Origin of the sequence: Pseudomonas sp. S44 (assembly GCF_016624805.1) — a bacterium.
Lineage (GTDB): Bacteria > Pseudomonadota > Gammaproteobacteria > Pseudomonadales > Pseudomonadaceae > Aquipseudomonas > Aquipseudomonas machongensis.
This window is the reverse complement of the sequence record NZ_JACVTY010000024.1, coordinates 1-19,926: the sequence shown is the minus strand read 5'-3', so window position 1 is coordinate 19,926 and position 19,926 is coordinate 1. Positions and strand designations below refer to the sequence as shown.

17 protein-coding genes and 1 pseudogene are annotated in these 19,926 nt (G+C 58.4%); all 18 read left to right on the top strand.

What is annotated here, in order from left to right; all coding sequences use genetic code 11:
* Positions 1-3: 3 nt before the first annotated feature.
* The 18 genes and pseudogenes from tssC (at position 4) to IAE40_RS17725 (ending at position 19,588) form a co-directional block, all read left to right on the top strand.
* Entirely contained in the window at positions 4-1,494 is a 1,491-nt protein-coding gene (tssC, locus tag IAE40_RS17805) for a type VI secretion system contractile sheath large subunit (protein ID WP_153773055.1), read from the top strand.
* On the top strand, positions 1,491-1,901 hold the full coding sequence (gene tssE, locus IAE40_RS17800; RefSeq protein ID WP_153773054.1) for a type VI secretion system baseplate subunit TssE: 411 nt from the start codon (positions 1,491-1,493) through the stop codon (positions 1,899-1,901). The genes tssC and tssE overlap by 4 nt, the downstream gene beginning before the upstream one ends.
* A gap of 3 nt (positions 1,902-1,904) precedes the next feature.
* Positions 1,905-3,671 carry a type VI secretion system baseplate subunit TssF gene (gene tssF, locus IAE40_RS17795; RefSeq protein WP_200603616.1) on the top strand — a complete coding sequence of 589 codons (1,767 nt, stop codon included), beginning with the start codon at positions 1,905-1,907 and terminating at the stop codon, positions 3,669-3,671.
* The gene (gene tssG / locus IAE40_RS17790; RefSeq protein ID WP_153773052.1) at positions 3,635-4,651 is read left to right on the top strand and encodes a type VI secretion system baseplate subunit TssG; all 1,017 of its coding nucleotides are present in this window, start codon (positions 3,635-3,637) and stop codon (positions 4,649-4,651) included. The genes tssF and tssG overlap by 37 nt, the downstream gene beginning before the upstream one ends.
* Positions 4,648-5,205: an FHA domain-containing protein gene (locus tag IAE40_RS17785; protein WP_197891447.1), complete on the top strand. Its 558-nt coding sequence runs from the start codon at positions 4,648-4,650 to the stop codon at positions 5,203-5,205. The genes tssG and IAE40_RS17785 overlap by 4 nt, the downstream gene beginning before the upstream one ends.
* On the top strand, positions 5,202-5,996 hold the full coding sequence (tssJ, locus tag IAE40_RS17780; RefSeq protein ID WP_197891445.1) for a type VI secretion system lipoprotein TssJ: 795 nt from the start codon (positions 5,202-5,204) through the stop codon (positions 5,994-5,996). Before IAE40_RS17785 ends, tssJ begins: the two co-directional genes overlap by 4 nt.
* 46 nt (positions 5,997-6,042) lie before the next feature.
* On the top strand, positions 6,043-7,380 hold the full coding sequence (gene tssK, locus IAE40_RS17775; protein ID WP_200603615.1) for a type VI secretion system baseplate subunit TssK: 1,338 nt from the start codon (positions 6,043-6,045) through the stop codon (positions 7,378-7,380).
* A 1-nt stretch (position 7,381) separates the two neighbouring features.
* Positions 7,382-8,230, top strand: coding sequence for a type IVB secretion system protein IcmH/DotU (gene icmH / locus IAE40_RS17770; protein ID WP_197891441.1), 849 nt, complete (start codon positions 7,382-7,384; stop codon positions 8,228-8,230).
* A 132-nt stretch (positions 8,231-8,362) separates the two neighbouring features.
* Positions 8,363-8,878, top strand: coding sequence for an Hcp family type VI secretion system effector (locus IAE40_RS17765; protein ID WP_153773047.1), 516 nt, complete (start codon positions 8,363-8,365; stop codon positions 8,876-8,878).
* A gap of 74 nt (positions 8,879-8,952) precedes the next feature.
* Positions 8,953-11,121, top strand: coding sequence for a type VI secretion system Vgr family protein (locus IAE40_RS17760; RefSeq protein ID WP_200603614.1), 2,169 nt, complete (start codon positions 8,953-8,955; stop codon positions 11,119-11,121).
* The gene (locus tag IAE40_RS17755; RefSeq protein ID WP_232233456.1) at positions 11,118-12,041 is read left to right on the top strand and encodes a DUF4123 domain-containing protein; all 924 of its coding nucleotides are present in this window, start codon (positions 11,118-11,120) and stop codon (positions 12,039-12,041) included. Before IAE40_RS17760 ends, IAE40_RS17755 begins: the two co-directional genes overlap by 4 nt.
* Entirely contained in the window at positions 12,034-15,024 is a 2,991-nt protein-coding gene (locus tag IAE40_RS17750; RefSeq protein ID WP_200603613.1) for a T6SS effector BTH_I2691 family protein, read from the top strand. The genes IAE40_RS17755 and IAE40_RS17750 overlap by 8 nt, the downstream gene beginning before the upstream one ends.
* Position 15,025: 1 nt before the next feature.
* On the top strand, positions 15,026-15,919 hold the full coding sequence (locus IAE40_RS17745) for a hypothetical protein (protein ID WP_200603612.1): 894 nt from the start codon (positions 15,026-15,028) through the stop codon (positions 15,917-15,919).
* Complete coding sequence (locus IAE40_RS17740) at positions 15,916-16,173, top strand: PAAR domain-containing protein (RefSeq protein ID WP_197891434.1); 258 nt, start codon at positions 15,916-15,918, stop codon at positions 16,171-16,173. Before IAE40_RS17745 ends, IAE40_RS17740 begins: the two co-directional genes overlap by 4 nt.
* A gap of 449 nt (positions 16,174-16,622) precedes the next feature.
* Positions 16,623-17,786, top strand: coding sequence for a DUF6708 domain-containing protein (locus tag IAE40_RS17735; protein ID WP_234465182.1), 1,164 nt, complete (start codon positions 16,623-16,625; stop codon positions 17,784-17,786).
* 222 nt (positions 17,787-18,008) lie between these two features.
* Positions 18,009-18,494 (top strand): autoinducer binding domain-containing protein, encoded by a 486-nt coding sequence (locus IAE40_RS17730; protein WP_197891432.1) that lies wholly within the window; start codon positions 18,009-18,011, stop codon positions 18,492-18,494.
* Positions 18,495-18,627: 133 nt separating this feature from the next.
* Positions 18,628-18,882 (top strand): annotated as a pseudogene (locus IAE40_RS25765) (hypothetical protein); the annotation flags it as partial.
* Between the two features lie 19 nt (positions 18,883-18,901).
* On the top strand, positions 18,902-19,588 hold the full coding sequence (locus IAE40_RS17725) for a DsbA family protein (RefSeq protein WP_200603611.1): 687 nt from the start codon (positions 18,902-18,904) through the stop codon (positions 19,586-19,588).
* Positions 19,589-19,926 lie beyond the last annotated feature (338 nt).

Genomic DNA, 19,926 nt, shown 5'->3' with positions numbered 1-19,926 from the left:
CCCATGCCTAAGCAAAACAGTACTACCGTGACCGTTGAGGCAACTATCGACACATTGGGCACAGCCAGTTTGCTCGACCAGATCATGGCAGAGACTCAACTGGTTCCGGCACAAGAGGGTTATCAAGTCGCCAAACAAGGGGTCTCGGCTTTTATTGCTGAAATCCTTAAAAGCAATGACCCAGATCAATTAATCAACAAACACCGTGTCGATCAGATGATTGCCGAAGTGGATCGGGTACTCAGCAAACAGATGGATGCGATCCTGCACCAGCCTGAATTCCAGCAACTTGAGTCTTCGTGGCGGAGCCTCAAACTTCTGGTTGATCGCACAGACTTCCGCGAGAACATCAAGCTCGAAGTCCTGCATGTCAGCAAGGAAGACTTGCTCGATGATTTCGAGAATGCTGCCGATATCACCTGCAGCGGAATGTACAAACACGTTTACACCGCGGGTTACGGTCAGTTTGGCGGCGAGCCGGTTGCAGCGATGGTGGGCAACTACAACTTCGGCCCCTCTTCCCCCGATATCAAACTGCTGAGCTACATGGCCTCCGTCGGTGCCATGTCGCACGCCCCTTTCCTCGCAGCCCCGTCCCCCGACTTCTTCAACCTGAGCAGCTTCGAAGAGCTACCCAACCTGAAAGAGATCAAGGACATTTTCGCCGGCCCGCGGCATGCCAAGTGGCGTGCGTTCCGTGAAAGCGAAGATGCCCGCCACACGGCGCTGACCGGTCCGCGCTTCATGCTCCGCTCGGCCTATCATCCGCAGGAAAACCCCGTCCAGAGCTATCACTACCACGAGAATATCGACGGGAAGCACGACAACTACCTGTGGGGCAATTCGGCGTTCCTACTGGCCAGTTGCATCAACGACAGCTTTGCCCGCTACCGCTGGTGCCCGAACATCATCGGCCCGCAGTCGGGCGGCGCCGTCGAGGACCTGCCGGTGCACTTGTACGAGTCCCTGGGCCAACTGCAGGCCAAGATCCCCACCGAAGTGCTGATTTCCGACCGCAAGGAGTTCGAGCTGGCCGAAGAAGGCTTCATCGCCTTGACCATGCGCAAGGACAGCGACAACGCAGCATTCTTCTCCGCCAACTCGGTACAAAAGCCGAAGAACTTCCCCAAGACCCCGGAAGGGCAGCAAGCGCAGACCAACTACAAGCTCGGAACCCAACTGCCCTATCTGTTCATCGTCAACCGCCTGGCCCATTACATCAAAGTATTGCAGCGCGAGCAGATCGGTAGCTGGAAGGAGCGCCGTGACCTTGAGTCCGAGCTCAACAAGTGGATCAAGCAGTACGTCGCCGACCAGGAGAATCCCTCGGCCGATGTGCGCAGCCGTCGGCCTCTGCGAGCCGCTAGAGTCGAGGTATCGGACGTCCCCGGTGATCCGGGTTGGTACCAGGTGTCGCTCGCCGTGCGCCCGCACTTCAAGTACATGGGGGCGAACTTCGAAATCTCCCTGGTCGGACGGCTTGATACCCAATGAGCGGATTTTTTGACCGACTGGTGGCCGATCAGCTCGCAAACCGCAAGCCCTCCAGGCAAGAAAACGCGACCCAGAAGTTCGCGGCCATCAAGCGTCACTTGGAAACACTGCTCAACGCTCGCCAGGGTTGCTCACAGAGCAGCCCTGAGCTGGGCCTGCGTGACTTCAATGGGCACGACGCAAGTAGTGGCGACCTGCTGCAGCAAGTGAGCGCAGACATCCGCCGCACCATCCAGCGCTTCGAGCCACGCGTGCAAGTGCGCTCGCTCAAAGCCGTGCCCGATTGTCACGCCCCGCTGGAGCTGCATTTCAGGCTGGACTGTCACGTGCAGGTCAACAACCACACGGAACAGCTGCAACTGGAACTGCTGGTCAACGGCCATAACCGCCACACCCGAGTGAGGTGACCTATGTCGCTCAAGGAAAGATTCAGCGAAGAGCTGCGTTACCTGCATGAGCTGGGGAACGACTTCGCCGAAGACAACCCACAGCTTGCCCGACTGCTCGGCAAGGGTGGTAGCGACCCGGATGTCGAGCGTTTGATGGAGGCCTTTGCCTTCCTCACCGCCAAGCTGCGGCTCAAGCTGGAAGACGACCTCCCAGAACTGACGCACCCCATGCTGCAACTGCTGTGGCCCAATTACCTGCGGCCGCTGCCGAGCGCCACGATCATCCAATTCACGCCACGCAAGCAGGCACTGAGTCAGTCCCAGCGGATCCCGAGGAGCTCGCGGCTGTTTTCCAGAGCTGTGGATGGGGTGTCCTGCGAATTTCGCACCTGCATGGCGGTGGACATCCATCCCTTCGAGATCGAAGCAGTGAACGCCACCCAGACGCTCGACAGTTCGGTGGTGCGCATCGACCTAAGCACCTTGGTCGAGCGACCGTTGAGTACTCTCGGCTGCGACAGCCTGGACTTCCACCTGAGCGGCGACACCGAAACTGCCCGCACGCTGTACCTCTGGATCGCGCAGTACCTCAAGCATGCCGCAGTGACGATCAATGGCGAGGTCCGTCGGCTGCCAGCCAGCAGCATCATCTTCCCAGGCTTCAGCTCAAACGAAGGGTTGCTGCCTTACCCGCAGAACGTTTTCGACGGCTATCGGATCTTGCAGGAGTACTTTGTATTTCCCAAGCGCTTCCACTTTTTCAGCATAACCGGGCTGGAAAAGGTCTGGCCCGATCAAGCCACTCGGCAGGTGGGCCTTGAACTTCATTTCACCCGCCAGCTACCTGACTCGTTGCGCATCGGCAAAGGGGATTTCAGCCTATTCTGCACCCCCGCTGTAAACCTGTTCAGCCACAGCGCCGAACCTATCGACCTATCCAACCAGCACGCCCCTTCTGATCTCATTCCCAGAGGTGAAGAGCGGCACGCCTATGAAATATTCAGTGTCGATCGGGTGATCAGCACTCGCACGACCACCGACGGAAGTACCGGCGAACACCTACGTACCTTCCGTCCCTTCGAGTCGTTCGCCCACGAGATCGAGCATGTTCAAGGGCGCACAGCGCTGTACTACCGCTACACACTTGAAGAGTCCCTGCTGGGCGACGGCGTGACTCATCGCATCGCCTTCGTGCGAGCGGATGCCAACGCTTACATCGGTGAGCTGGAAACTGCATCCATCGACCTGACTTGCACCAACCGCAACCTGCCACTGGCGCTAGGCATCGATGACATCAATGCCCTCACTGAAGCAACACCACCGCTGGCGACGTACACCAATATCTGCGTGCCCACCCGCCCCTATCGACCGGTACTGGACGGCCAGCTGCAGTGGGCTCTGATTTCCAACATGTCGCTCAACTACCTGTCGCTGCTTTCATCCGAACCGCTGAAAGCGGTCATTCGCGCCTATGACTTCGTGGCCTTGCACGACCTGCAGCAGACGCGCACCACCCACAAGCGCCTCGAAGGGATTCGGGATGTTCAGACGCAACCTCTGGACTGGCTGATCAAGGGCCAACCCATTCGAGGGCTACGCACACGGCTGAAGCTGGATCAGGCGGCATTTCTCTGCGAGGGCGACCTGTATCTGTTCGGTTGCGTGCTCGCGCACTTCTTCGCCCTGTACGCCAGCATCAATTCCCTCCATCAACTGGAAGTGATCAACACCACCAACAACGAGCACTACACATGGCCAATCCAGACCGGCAAGCAACCGCTGATCTAGCCGACAAGTTGCTCGCCGATGCGCACCAATACAACTTCTTCCAGCTGCTGGAGCGCCTGCATGGCCTGCACGGGGATGACCTGGAACCGCGTTGGCCGGACGAAGCCACTCGGCTACGTGTGCGGCTGGGTTGTGATCCACGGCTGACCTTTCCGCTATCCGATGTGTACAAAGCTGAACGCATCCCTGGAGAAGCAGACCGCTATCGTGTGTGCACCACGTTCATGGGGCTGCATGGCACCGACTCACCCCTGCCCTCCTACTACCTGGAGCAAGTGGCGTATGAGCATGCGCACGGCATCGGTGTGCGGCCTGCGTTCTTCGATTTCTTCAACCACTACCTGCTCAGCCTGCTGCACCGCATCTGGCGCAAGTACCGCTATTACATTCGTTTCCAGCCGGGTGCCAGCGATGGCTTCTCCCAGTACATCTTTGCCCTGCTCGGGTTGAATGACAAACAACTGCGCGGCGACACGGCGCTGCCCTGGAGCCGGCTGCTCAGCTTCGCCGGCGTCATCGCCAGCCGCAGCCGTGCGCCCGGTACCGTCGCCGGCATCATCGCCCACTGCTTCGACCTCAAGCAGGTGCAGATCCGCGAGTTCGAAACCCGCCTGGTTCCCACCACGGCCCAGCAACTGGTGAGCCTGGGCCGCAGCAATGGCGAGCTCGGCAGCTCCTTTATGGTCGGCAGCCGCACGCGTACTCGCAGCAGCAAGTTCACCATCGTGATCAGTGAACTCGACCAGGATCAGCTGCGCGACCTGTTGCCCAGCGGCATCAACTTCAATCGCCTGCGTGCACTGATCGACTTCCTGCTGCGCGACGGCCTGGCCTACGACCTGGAGCTGCGCCTCAAGCAGAACGCCCTATCGCCCTTTTGCCTGCACGCCAGCCAAGGCGCCTACCTGGGCTGGACCAGTTTCGTCGATGATCGCCACGGTCAGATCGCCCCGGTTGTGCGGTTTCGGGGGCGCTCATGAGCACCTTGACCTTGAGCATCATCAACCTTGAACAGTTGCCGCACGACGTCACGGTTCGACACCAGTTCGATTGCGCTGGCGGCACCATCGGCAGCGCAGAGGCCACCTGGCGGATCAATGATCGCGAAGGGAGCGTCGCACCAATCCACTGCGAGATTCGCTGGCTCGAAGGCAGCTTCTGTGTCATCGACCTCTGTCAGCGCACCTATCTGAACGACAGTCTCGACAGCCTGGAATCGCTCACCGCCAGGCGACTGCTCGACGATGACCGACTGCGCATTGGCGCTCTCAGACTGCTGGTTCAGCTTTCGCATACGGATGTGCGCTCTTTGGAGGATCTGTTCAGCCCTGAGCAGAGAACCCTTGATCAATGGCTGCTCGATGTACCCGCTCAGAGCTGGCAATCGGTTTGCGCCACGCGCGAGGCCGCCATTGAAATCTGCTCGGCCTTCGAACCAGGGGTTGGCAGCGACCCCTTGGCGGCGCTGGACACTGTGACAGGACCTGCGCAGCAGAACTCGTTGGAAAGCCTGATTGCAGGAAAACACCCATGACCCGTTACTCATTCGCAGCCGCTGTGCTGATGGCATTGATCGGACTCTCAGGCTGCACGTCTCTGAGCAAGATCGGCCAAGTCATCGTGGACCCCTCGGTGCCCGTCGGCCCGCCCAAGGAACACCCCACCCAAGTCGCGTTCAGCATCAACGCCAGCCCAACGCTCAACGGCAACGCCCACAGCGTCGAAGTACCCGTCGAGCAGCCTGGCGCCCTGGAACCGAGCCCCTACGCCGTCAGCTTGAGCGCGGGTGACCCTTACGCCTTGACCGAAAAAGTCGGGACCCTGCTCGAATACCTCCAGCAACAGTTCCCCGCCATGTCGCCGGTCGCGATGCCAGAGGACGAGGACGATGACCTACTGCGCTCGCCCATGGAAGAGAGCACCCCCGGCAGCTATGACGACCCGACCGTGATCCTCACCTTACCCCACACCACCACCGTGGCCGCCAAGCCTGTCGCTACGCCCATGGCGATCAAGATCCTGCAGCTGCGTGATGACTCGCTACTGCGCAACAGCGTTTACGAACTGCTGGACAAAGACCCGCCCAAGGCATTGCGCAGCACCTACATCCGCGATGACGACTACCTGCTGCGACCTGGCCAGTTCAAGTTCATTCCCTTTGCGCCCATCGATCCCGAAACCCGCTTCATCGCGGTGATCGGCGACTACCGCAATCAGGAAAACGCCACCTGGAGCCAAGTGCTGCGCATTCCCCCTCGCGGCCACCAGGTCATCCTGTCGGTGTTGCTCAACGACACACAGGTCCAGCTCAAGGAGGAAGACTGATGCCACGCCAGACTACCTCACCTACTCACGCTGACACGGAGCGCTCATGAGTTCACGCAACCCCGTCCTCTGGCCTGAAGGCCTGTTCGTCAAACCGCAGCATTTTCAACAGGCGGCCCGAGCCAGCGAAGCAGCCCTGCACCAACGCCTGGGCAGCCTCAATGCGGCGTTCTATGGGTTCAGCGAACTGCAGTTGAACGACGAGTACTTGAGCCTGGGCAAGATCGCCATCACCCGTGCGCGAGGCATCATGCCAGATGGCACAGTGTTCGATATCCCCGCCGACCTGCCGCCACCTCCACCACTGGAGATCGAGGACGACGGGACGAAAGACAGCGAGATCTACCTGTGCCTGCCACTGCGCACCGAAGGCGGCCGGGAGGTGAGTTGGCCCGACAACGCCGCCAACTTCCGTTACAGCGCCCAGGCCGAGGAAATCAAGGACACCCACAGCGCAGACGGTGACCTGGTACAGGTCGACCTGGCAGTACCCAACCTGCAGCTCAAGCGCAAGGCCGAAGACAGCAGCGCCTACACCCGCCTGGCCGTTACTCGTATTCTGGAACGGCGCCCCGATGGCAGCCTGCAACTGGACGAAGGGTTCTACCCCACCAGCGTTTCGGTGCGCGCCGTACCGGCGCTGCAGCGCTTCCTTGAAGAGATCACCAACACCCTGCGCGAACGCGCACGCAACTTGGCCGCCCGCATCGGTGCCTCTGGGCAGTCGGGCATCGCCGACATCCGCGACTTCAACCTGCTGCAGGCCATGAACCGCTGGTGGCCGTGCTTCCAGCATCTGGCCAGGCAAGGCCAGACCCATCCCGAGCAGTTGTACCTGTGCATGAGCCAGGCCTGTGGCGAGTTCGTCACCTTCACCGACGAGACGCGGCTGCCACAGGAGTACCCCGCCTATCACCACACCGCGCTGCGCACGTCGTTCAAACCGCTGGAAGACACCCTGCGCCGGGCACTGAGCACGGTGCTGCAACCCCGAGCCGTCTCGTTGCCATTGCAAATGCTGGAGTACGGCGTGATGACGACCACCCTGGAAGACCGACGCCTGATCGACCAGGCCGACTTCATCCTGGCGGTACGCGCCAATCTGCCACCGCACACGTTGCGCCAGATGTTCGTGCAGAAGGCCAAAGTCGTCTCGCTGGAATCGTTGAACGAAGCTGTGCCATTGCAACTTCCGGGTATTCCACTGGTGCCGCTGCCCGTGGCGCCCCGAGACCTGCCCTTCCACGCAGGGTTCACCTACTTCGAACTGGACCGTCGAGCCCCATCCTGGGCTGGCATGAAGACGTCCAGTGGCTTCGGCATTCATGTCGCCGGCGAGTTCCCAGGGCTTGAACTGCAGTTCTGGGCAATCAGGAGTGAATGAGATGAAGGATGCTATTCACGACAGTCAGGATGGCAACGGGGGCCTCTTCGACACGATAGCCACGGCAGGTAAGGAAGCTAAAAAATCCTCCGCCGACACCGCCACGCATGCGCAGGCACAACCTGCTTTTCAAGGCTACCTCGCCGACCCTGACTTCCAACTGCGGGGCGGCTTCTCAAACTTGATGCTGGATGCCGCCGCCCCCCTGTTCGGCCTGGTGATGCGCCTGCGCACGCTGGATTCATTGCCCAACATCAAGGAAGTGCATCAACAGGTACGCAACCAGATCGACAACATCAGGGAAGAGATGCGTCAGCACGGCTACGAGCATGCCCAGTTGCTCGCGTACTCCTACGGGCTGTGCCTTTACATCGATGAAGCGGTCATGGAGCGGCCTTGGGGCAAAGCCAGCTGCTGGAGCCAGGAACCCCTGCTCAGCATCTTCCACGACGAAACCTGGGGTGGGGAAAAGTTCTTCACCGTGCTCTCGCGCCTTATGCAGGAACCCAAGCGTTATCAGGACGCACTGGAGTTCATGTACTTCGCGCTGTCCCTGGGCCTGAAAGGCAAGTACGCCGTCGCGCCCAAAGGCGAAGAATCGCTCAACGGGCTCATTCACCAGCTTCACGGAATCATCCGCGAGCTGCGCGGCCCCGTACCGGAATCGATCAGTGATCCCTACACCAACGTCGCCCCGCGAAATTTCCGCATGAACCGGCAATGGCCGTGGTGGAGCCCGTTGGTGATTTGCGCCGCAGTCATGGCGGTGGCCTACGGCATCTACAGCTACCGCCTGCACCTGATTACCACCGAGGTGCTGGCGTCGCTCAACGGCATCTTGCAGCAGTAGATCGCCGACACCCGTGGCAACGGAATTCAACGAATTGACGAGGCATCTGCCTCGTTGACAAGCCCATCGTACCCGATGGCCACGCCACCTAGGTGCGCGTGCTTTATCCACATGGATGCAGGAGATACTGCCATGCCAACACCCGCTTACATCAAGATCATTGGTAAAACCCAAGGCAACATCACCGCTGGCGCATTCACCGCTGATTCAGTCGGCAACGTTTTCCAGCAAGGCCATGAAGATGAAATTCTGGTGCAGGAAATCAAGCACGAGGTAACCACGCCTACCGATCCCCAGAGCGGCCAACCCAGCGGGCAACGAGTACACAAGCCGCTGATTTTCACCAGCGCGCTGAACAAGGCCACGCCGCTGATGTATCAGGCGCTGGCCACCGGTGAGATGCTGACCACCGTTGAGATCAACTGGTATCGCACCTCGGTGGAGGGCAAACAGGAGCACTTCTTCACCACCAAACTCGAAGACGCGACCATCGTCAGTATCAACACGGAGCTCCCGCACGCCCAGGACAAGGAGAACGAAAACTATACGCAGCTGATCGAGGTTGCGCTGGCCTACCGGAAAATCACCTGGTCACACGATGTGGCCAATACCGAAGGCTCTGATGACTGGCGTGCGCCTGCCGCCTGATCCATGCGAATGCTCCGGGCAGGTGATGCCTGTCCGGGCTTTGCGTTCATTCAGACGGCGGACAAGGATTTTCTATGCCTAGCCAATCTGACTTGCGTTACAGCTTCCAGCCACTCGTGGGCAAAGCAGAATTCGAAGTGGTTTCGTTCACACTCAAGGAAGGTATCAGCCAGCCGTTCACGCTCGAACTTCAGCTGATCAGCTACGAAAACGACATTGACTTCGGCCAGTTGCTCGACAAGCCGGTGCTGTTCACCATCTGGAATGGCGAACGTCCCGTGCGCTACGTGCACGGCCTGGTCAGCCGTTTCAGCCAAGCTGAAAGCGGCTTCTACCGCACTTACTATCACGCGCTGGTCGAGCCACAACTGGCCCGCGCCGACTTGCGTTCGAACTGGCGTATCTTCCAACAAAAGACCGTGCCGCAAATTCTTGAACTGATGCTCAAGCGTCAGGGCATCGCCCAGTACGAACTGCGCAGCAGCATGGACCACCAGGTCCGCGAATTCTGCGTTCAGGCCGGCGAAACAGACCTGGCGTTCATCGCTCGCCTTGCTGCTGAAGAAGGCTTCGTCTATCGCTTCGCCCACAGTGAAAAGCTGCACAAGCTGATCATCACTGATCGGCTGCAATCGCTGGGGTTGATCAGTCATGGCGCCATCAAGGCCGAGGATGAAGACGAAGGTTTCTACGAAGACGATGAGCCGGTAGATCCCAACACCGTCCTCTATCAATCCAGCAGCGGTGGCGACCAGCCAATTCCCTGTCTGCGCCGTTTGAACTACAGCGAACAGGTGCGCACGGCACGCCAGGTGCAACGCGACTACACCTTCACCAACCCGGCCTACCGCCAGGAACACCGCGCCTCTGGCCCCTTCCTGGAGCATCAGTCCAGCGAGTACGAGTACTTCGACTATCCAGGCCGCTACAAGCGCGATGTCGTAGGTAAACCGTTCACTGAAAACCGCATCACGGCCCTGCGTCACGATGTCCGACTGGCGCAAGTCGAAGGTGATGACGTACGCCTGCAACCGGGCTTGAGCTTCACGCTGACCGGACACCCACGAGCCGACCTCAATGCGCACTGGCGAGTGAATACGGTCATTCACGGAGGCACCCAGCTCACCAGCCTGCAGGAAGAGGCCACCAGTATCAATCAAAGCACACGGTACGAGCAGACCGCCGTGCTGATCCCCGGCCGCACCGAATGGCGCCCTGCCCCTCTGGCAAAACCGCGAATCGACGGCCCGCATATGGCTACCGTGGTCGGGCCGAAGGGCGAAGAGATCTATTGCGATGAGTGGGGGCGGGTCAAGGTCAGTTTCCCTTGGGATCGCGAGAGCGAGAGTAACGAGTTCAGTTCCTGCTGGGTACGCGTCTCCCAAGGCTGGGCCGGCGGTAGTTGGGGCTCGATGGCCATTCCGCGAATCGGCCAGGATGTGATCATCCAGTACGTCAACGGTGACCCCGACCAACCCATGATTACCGGGCGCACTTACTGTGGCGATCAACTGCCACCGTACGACCTGCCCGACAACAAGACCCGCATGACTATCAAGAGCCAGACCCACAAGGGGGATGGTTTCAACGAGCTGCGCTTCGAGGATGAGTTGGGGCGGCAGGAGGTGTTTATTCATGCCGAGCGGGATCAGAACAATGTGGTCAAGCACGATGAGACGACACAGATTGGCAACGACCGCAAGGAGCAGGTCGAAAACGACGAGTCCATCCTGATCGGCAACCATCGCGACAAGACCGTCGGTAACGACGAGCGAGCCACAATTGGCAATGACGCTTTTCTGAAAGTCGGTCGTAACCAGACAATCACCGTTGCCAAGGACCGTGTTGAAACCATCGGTAATCATTGCCACCAACAGATCACTGCCAATCATCACACCCGCATCGGCGGCAACCTGGAGCAGCAAGTTGAAGGGCACGCCGAGCTGGAGGCCAGTCTTGAAATCCGCAGACGCACCCGTCGCTACGATCTGCGTTCAACGGAAACTGTGCTCATTCAAGGGCCTGGTGGCTCCATCCGAATTGACGAGACAGGCATCACCCTGGACGGCTCGACCATCCATATCAACGGACAACTAATCAAATCGCCAGGCGGCAACACAAATCCCTTCTCCATCGCCAGCGACTTCGTCAGCGGCAAACCGCTCGAGCGCCTATGCGGACGCCGCGCAGATGGCACGTGCCCCTTGCCCGATTGCCGCTGCATCAAAAGGCCAAGCCAATGAGCACCGCGCTTCTGCAGCCACACGGCAACGGCAATGTCGCCTGCGACTGCCAATTTTTGCTGCTCATGACCAGTACACTCGAAGACTGGGCGTATCGCCCCATTCCCCAGGAAGGCGAATGGATGCCCGCCTATGCCCCTTCGGTACTCGACCTCATCCATAACATCAGCCGAAATACCCCGCACGCATGGCCATGGAAGCGCAGCGCGCTGGATAACCAGCACGATTTCGGCCCTCTGCTGGTAAACACCTCAAAAGCACCTGAGCTCCGCACCTATGCCATGGAGACCTGGATGCCCATCGGCGGTGCCATCGCGCTGGACGCTGAAGTTGACCTCGAAGTGCTGATTGGCCACCTCACCAGCCTTGTGCAAGTCACGCTCCCGGACCAGGGCGCCGCCCTGTTTCATCTCAAACCCGATCATCTCTCAGCCTGGCTGGGTGCGCTGGATGAACGCAACCGCGAGCTCTGGCTGGGGCCCATCTCTCGGCTGGCATGGCGAACCAACTGGGGCCCCGCCCACCAGTGGCAGGCGCTCGAACGCCGACCGACGGCTGCACGCTCGATATCCGACCCGGCATTGACCCTTGGCGCACATGAACTGGAGCGGCTGCAGGCAGGCCTGCACGAGCACTTCGTCCTCTCATTGGCACACGAGGTATTGGCCATGCCGACCTACACGACACGTACCTTGCCCGAAATCCGCCGCTGGATAGAAACCCTGCTCCCGCAACTCAAAGCGCTCAATTTTCGTGACGAGGACGTTGCCGGCCAGTTCATCCGGATGACGGCCAAACACATGTCCATCATCAGCGATGACCAGGCCGGGGAGATCTACACCAACCTCGAAGAATCGCCCCAAGGGCGCCTTCGGCAACTGCAAGCGCTGATTGACAGCAAGGAGCCCCTTCATGACTGACGCTTCGGTTAGCAGTGCCACTGCCGGCCCCGCCTGCAGCCCGCGCGTTCCAATCCTGCCGGTGCGCTACGCGATCGTGCCCCGTGCCGCCGACACTCCTGCCTACCTGTATACCGATGCAGGCTTCAAGCTGGAGCAGGGCCTGCCCCCGCTACGGCATTGCGCCTATACGCTGCGGGCCCTGCGCCCAGGATACGTCTACGTGTTCATGAAAGGCTCTCTGGGCGAAAAGCTTGTCATTCATGAATACGACGGAGAAGGGAATTACAAAGAGTTGGGCTACCAGGGATTAGAGAAATACCACCGCCGCAACCGCTATCGTTCCGGCAAAACCATGGCTTGGGTTTGGGCAGATACCTGCCAGGAGTCAGCCAGGGAAGTGTGGATCGGTTACAGCCCCCACTTGTGGACCAACGCTACCACCGCCCGCATCAGCGCTTCGCCCGCCCTGCGTAAACGGCACATGCGCCTGCTGGACATGGCCGAGCTGGTGGCCGGCAATCAGGCCCCCTCCTCCCAGCCCCATATATTGCCCCTCAGCGCATTGCAGAACTGGGTCGAAGACTTCAAACAGGCCAATCGGCGCATGCCCCTGACCTGGAGCAGCCACCCAGTCGCCGATACCTTGCCGGTCGGCACGCTCAGCGCAGCGGCTCGGCATTATCCGTGGTCGCAGCCAAAAGTACCGGTGGTGGTGGCACTCGCTGACGCCGAAGGCATGGCCCTGGACCTGAGCCTGTCGGTTTCGGCGTACCAGCACCAACTGCGCGACCTGATGCCTGCCGAGCAACTGGAACACACACAACCCGCGCAAAGCCCAGAGCAACAGCGGTTACCGTCCTGCTTCAAGCTGGACGTGGAGCAAGTGAGCCCTCAGAGCCGCGACTTTCACCATCGCAACTTGGTGGCCATGCTGCTGAACAAGACGTTGGAGAGCCTGTACCCGGCAGATGCGCCTTCGCCGCAGTTGGTCGGTTTTAGGTTGAAGCCAACCCGCGACAACCCTGCCCACTCACCCGCCGCGGCACGCTACCTGGCCCTCACCCACGAAGATTACTCCGCCAACGGGGCACGCCTGGGCCTGCGCATCGATACTGAAAAATACCTGCGGTTCCTCGACGAGCGCGATGCGCTTGATCAGCGCATGGCGCACCTGCGTGACCTGGCACTGCAAGCCAGCCATGATCACGACACCTGGCTGGCCACTGCAGAGGCCGAGCACATCGATGACCCTTATAGCCTGGCTGCCGCCCTGGCCTGCTATGACCGCGACGATCGCACTTCCGCCCGCGGGCTGGAAATCATCCTGGCGTTGCTGATTCTGCCCATGAGCCAGCCAACCCCCGGGAGCGAAGATCAGGACCCACGGTTCAGGCGCCTGGAGCAGTGGCTCGATCAGCACGACAGCCCGCTGTACACCGCCCTGGCACCGTTCAACCCGTTCAAGGACAAAGCCGATGCGGTCGGCGGCCTGTTGGGCGCCGCCGACAACGTAATCGAAGGATTGGCCGACCGCTTCCCGGCAAGCGCCGGCATCACCGAACTCACCGCACAGTCGGTCAGCACCGTGGTGCTCAAGCGGCTGCGTGGCACTACCCGCTGGGACACCAGCCATGGTCTGCGCCAGCAAGTGCTGGCGGCAGCGCGTGAGGCCAATGCCGAGAAGGTATTGGGATTGTTGGCGGCGCGCTACCAGATCACCGATCAGGCCATTCGGGATAACCCGTTCAGCCAAGCCGTAGAACAGTACTTGAACAAGGGCATGGCCCAGGTTGAAGAGATGAAGCAACTTCGCATCTCGGGCAGCCGCACGGTAGCGATCGAGTTGACCACCACTGCGCACATGAAACCCAACTTTATTGGGTTGCTTACATCGGGTAGTGGCGGAGCTTTGAACGCGGGGATGCTGTGGTTCAACGTGATTTCACTGAAAGCAGCTTATAACAGCCTACAGAAGAGTTCTGCCCCGGAATACACACTGGGGTTTGCGTCGTCAATATTTGGTGTGATCGGTGCGGCTGCAGCGACGTTGGTTAGCGTCCGGGCCACCCAAAAGGCAGTGATGATGAGATTGCGTCCGACAGCGCCGGGAATGGCATTTGGCAACGGAATTACAAGTTTCTTGAGCAGCAAACTCTTTGCGCGATTAGCAGGATATCCTGCAATAGGTTTTGGCTTTTTCTCTGATAGCGCCAAGGCGTGGCGGCAAAACGAAAATGGAAACTCTTCTGCCGCAGCGTATTCATTCACTGGTGGAGTAAGCATGGCTGTCGGCGCTGCTGTCATCCTTGACGCAGGCCTTGCAGCTTCGATGGTTGCGTCGTCAGTCCCGTATGTAGGATGGATCACTGCTGCTTTTGTACTTTTAGGAACAGCGATAATCGGAGGGGGGCTCTACCTCCATGCCAAAGCACAGGAGCATTTACATAGCCCCATTGAGCTATGGGCTGCACGCAGCATGTTCGGAAACAGGATAAATGATGGTGAAATTCATGCCGATATTATTTTAGATAACAATAAAAAACTGCCAGCATTTAAATCTATATTTACAGAAATCAAAGCTTGGTACGACGAGCATTATACACCCAAGCTTCTTTCATCTGAGCAGGCCACATCGCTCGGCGTAAATAACATGGACAGCAAGTGGCATGAAAACAGTCATTGGACGCCACCTGACTGGGCAGCGATCACACAAAATAAAGTAACAACACCGCAGCCAACCGCGGAGTTCACAGTATTTTTACCGGGCTTCGTAATAGGTGTCAGTGAATGGTCGGCGAGCTTAAACAGCTTTGGTGAGGGCGAAGAAACGTATGTATTCCCAGTCGACCCCACCTGCCACATCATAGACGCCGGTTTTATATTGCATTTCAAAAAAACTCTTTCTACCCAGAATCATGCCTCGCTACACCTGACCTACCGCGTCAATCAAGGAGTATACGAAGGCACTGAGATCAATAAAATTTTCCGACTTGAGCGCTGATATGACAACTCTATGGGCATTTAAATACAACTCAAATTCAGGATACGAACCCACCATTCGCGGACAGTTCGCAAGCGTGTCAAACAGCACGTTATGCCTGCGCAACCCGTGGGTTGCAGACTGTGTATTCATGGGAAAACTATTCTGCGCAATCATCATCGCAAGCATAATCAGTCTATATCCTATTCTTCTATCCATCGAAACATGGAACCCCCACACACTTAATCCTCCATTGATAATCGGAACAGCACTTGCCCCCTTTGTATTCCTACCATTTATTTTTTTTCGAATATACCTAATTAAAGGCCTATCCAATTTTTACCTCAACCGAACAACTCAAAAAATACACTATCGACGCTTGAGCAAGATATTAGTTTTCGAGTGGTGCAACACTGAAGGTGGCCTTATGAAGCGCACCGAGTTCGGCGGCTCATCCTTCACCACCAGCTATGCACTCGCCTTCGCCCCCCGCCGTGCAGACGGCAGCCTCCACCAGAAGGACTGTCTGTGGGTCGACAGCAATGAACCCACCGAACCCGACATCAGACACGTCGCCGAAGTCTGGGAATACCTGCGCCATTTCATGGACCACGGCCCAGACAAACTACCGCCACCTGGTGAACCTAACTGGTGGCACCGGCCACTGCACGCCATCTGCCTGACCCCGGCAGAAGCCTGGCGTCATTACGCCCCCTGGCGAACCGGGGAGCCCGGTGAACTCCAAGGCAAGAAAAACTGGCAACTGCCGTTCTGGGCCGTGTTGTTCCCTTACAACCTCACAGTCGCCATCTGCTGGTATGGCGTCTGCCGGCTGTTCAACGTCCGGGCTGCGCCGCCACCGCCAGAGGCGTTCGAGGAAGCACCTGCGCAGCCATACAAAAGGAAGCGCAAATGAAACCCATCGTCCTCGTCGGCCACGCTCATGACTGCCCACTTCATGGTGCAGGGACGGTAGAAACCGGCGCAAGCGCAACATTCGTGGATGGCAGGGCCGTCGCACGCGTGGGCGACCGCATCAGTTGCGGGGCTGTGATCGAAACCGGGGCTGACTGCACGCTCATCGAAGGCCAACCGGCAGCCAGGGAGGGAGACACGACTAGTCACGGCGGGACGTTGGTCGAGGGGGATCCAGGTTGGCTTGTTGACTAGCTGTACGGAGCGGATATCAGGCCAAACGGCCCTGCGTTTGGCCTGGCCGCCGGATTGAATGCCACACCCGCGCCGTGTCCGCGATGCTCGAGGCCTTCCCGCTCTGTTCATGGGGTGAGGAGGAATAGCGTTTTCATGGGCTAGTGCGCTTTTCCATTGGCTGTCGGTCAGCGCACGCACTGTAGGCACCCGTCAATTAGCGCGATCTTGTCAGGATTATCTGCACACTTGGCGGCGAACAGAGTTGCCATGCTTTGGCTTAGTCGTCTGAGCTGGATTGGAGGTGCCATCGTGCTCGCTACCAGTATCGCCTTACTGATTTTCGATGAAAACGCGCTAGAAAAATGGTGCAGCAAATGCTGTTTCCGCCTTCAACTATCTAACAAAGGCTACCCAAAGGATGCAGAAGAACTTGAGTCTTTGTTCACCGCAATTAGCGAGGTCATATAATGTATTTTGTTGAGTGGCTCTCATGGCTTGCCTACATTGATCCAAAAGAAGAGCGCGATGCTTTTGAAAAACAGCACAAGAAAGCGAACCGGAAAATCATATATGAAAGCGACGAGCAGGAGATGATTGAATTTGCGAAAAAGTCAGCTTGCAACACACCTAAAAGTCGAGGGCCAGTCTATATTTACAATGAGCGCATATTGGAAATGCGTTGCGGCACGTGGGAGGATAAACGGGGACTGATAAGCATACTATCCCTTACGGCTATAGCTTACTCATTAGCAAATATAGCGATTGTTTTAGAGGACATAAAATTTCTTTTAAACCTAGCACTCAACTATAATGGCGAGCCCTATGGCGAGCAGCTTCTCATGGCGTCATTCTTCCTCACCATGGGCTTAGGTACATTATGGCTTTACTTAAAATTCGGGCTCCGCTTCACGCGATTCGAGATGTTCACATCCCGCCACTTACTAATACGTTTCAACCGCACTACCCAACAAGTCTACCTGCACCGTCCAACATACTGTGGCGGTATCGTCACACTCCCTTGGCACGGCGTCATGTGCAGTGGCTCGGATAAAAAATACGCCGCTGCCGGTAGCTTAGGCCTTCCTTTGGATCTTATATGGCCACCCTCGTACGCCGGCGCTCTACATCCTGAACTCGTCCACGTAGGCAAAGCCGCCAACAACTTCGCGGAACTACAAGCCGAATGGGAGTTCATCCGCCGCTTCATGGATGAGGGGCCAGAGGGTTTGCCGCGTCCCCACATCACCTCGCACTTTCCCTGGCCCTGGCAAGCCTTCACACCTCAATTCGAAGGGCTGACCCGCTACTTTCGTACCTCCTCTCGAATCACCAAGATCGGCCTCGTCTTGATCTCGCCCGCCTTCCTGATCATCGGAACCGGTCACTGGCTGAGCCTCATGCTGTGCTGGAAACCGCGCTGGCCCAAGATCATTCGCGAAGCCGGACTACCCGGAAAGCCCGTTCCGCCATTCACCACGCTTGACGACTATCCACCGGCTATCCAGGAGCGGTTGCGCGAGAACGCTTACCTCTGGGCCGCCCGCCCAGGCAAGCGTCCGGAGAGAAAGAAACGCACCGCTACGCGTCAGCCAAAGACCGAAGTAGAAACCTCGACCCTCGAGCAGGATTGAATCACCCCTGATTCCCTAGACACCTTCAGCCTCTTCAGAGGCCGTTGGTTTATGCACAGAACGAGCAATCAGAAAAAATGAAAAAATGGAAGTAAACGCGATGTTTATTTCGTCGTGTGTATCTCCTACTCTATAGTTGAGAAATGCACTCGGAATTCGGGCGGCGCTTCCTTCCGCTGCCTGCAGTAGCGTCAATCAGGAGCAACACCACAAGGAGGTTCGATGCTCAACCGAACAGCGGAGGACTGGCGACGTCTGGGCCACCTTCCGACGCTACTCGAGGCGCTGCCCACGCTCGTCGGCGAGCTAGGGTTTCGCTACTACCGTTTCAGCTTTGCAAGCTGCACGCATGCGGTCAGCGCAGGCAATTTGTTATTAGGCGCGGATGCGATTATTCAGGCCGCACTGGATTTGCGAGCACATCACCTGCAACGCTCAAACATCCCATTGATATGGGAGGCCAAGGCCTTCGCTACAGCGCCCTCGCTCTGGACCGAGGCCCAGCGCCTCGGTCTTCGCCATGGGTGGCTACAGCCCCTGCATGAAGGCCCTGCCCACAGCTGCCTGGCGCTGTTGCGGCCTCACGTCAGCGTGTCTACTACAGAGCATTATCAAAACGCAGCATCAGCGCTCTGGCTGGGTGAATTCCTCCACCGCACGGCATCGCAAAGTGATGCAGCGCTCAAGCCCTATCGCGGGTGCGTTTGAACACCCCCGCATACACAAGCAAGATGACCGCGACAAGAACCAAGGCAACGTAAGAAACTCGTTGTAAGCTCCTGGTAGCCTTTCCAAGCAGGCAACTCGCTCGTTCGGTTCGACGACTTCGTCAAGCGCCCAGGCGCAGAGGGCGCTGATGCTCTCGGTGCGCAAGGCGGCGGGCGAGTACTGCGAAGGGCTAATTCTGTCCAAGTCGATGGAGCTGCCGTTCCGCGCCGTGCCACCGAGCCTGTATCTCGCCCTTAAGATGACGGAACCCGAGGAAAAAGCCACAAGTCATACCTTGATGCAGCAACATAGGCTCAGTGAACCGGACGCAGCTGTACGCATGGCCCAGCAAACCGACCAGGGCCGTGGCACCGGGCCCCTGCACTTGGCCTGCCAGGAGAAGCACCATGCTCAAACGGATGAGCAAGACCAACACCCAATGGGCACTGGGCTGGTGTGCCCTGATCGTCCTTGTCGTACTGCTTTGGCAGCCGTTTCACGCACAGATGATCGACAAACCCGACGGCCCACCCTGGATCTACGGCAATCCCGAGGCCCGGTTTACCGTGGCGCTCTACGCCGACCTGGAGTGCCCACATTGCCAGGTGTACCTGCCCCAGTTGCAGCGCTGGGTCGTCACCAACGATCACGTCAACCTGGCCTGGCATCATCTGCCGCTACCCCAGCACGATCCTGCCGCCAGCCGCGAGGCCGCGCTAGCCGAGTGCGCAGGTCAGCTGGAAGGACGCGAAGCGTTCTGGGGCGAGGTGCCGTGGGTATTCCTGCACACCCAGGGCAATGGCCTTGGACTGCCCAGCGACACGAAGTACCCCAAGCACTCCCCCGCCCTGCAGGCCTGTCTTGAAGGTCAGGAAATAGCTCAGGTGGTGCAGGCGCATCAAAGGGATGCGCAGCGCTACGGATTGAATGTCACCCCTGCCCTGCGCCTGATCGACAATCACAGCCAGCGGATCCTGACCTTGCGCGGTACCGTCGAGCCCGATGCCCTGCTTTCGGCAATCGACCTGCTGGTCCCGCCCGAAAGCCCAAACACCGAAATGCCTGCTAACACAGTCAGCGAAATGCCCAGGTAACTCATCGAGGGACGAAGCCGGGCTCTTCTCCAGCTCGGGCGCCTTGAGCAAGGCACGGTATAGCCGCGTCCCCGCTCGATTCTGGCAAGCATGTCGAGCAGATAGTGGCGCTTGATGGTGTAGATCGACAAACAGCGACGGCGCAAACCCGGATTTCATGGCTAATCTCTGGACTAAAAAGTCCGGATGCCCATGGATGGGAGTGGCTTTGACTGAAACGAAAAAAGACGCCGAAGCGTCTTTTTTCAAGGACCTACAGACTTCCATGGAACTCTGTAGATCGATATTTGGAGCGGGAAACGAGACTCGAACTCGCGACCCCGACCTTGGCAAGGTCG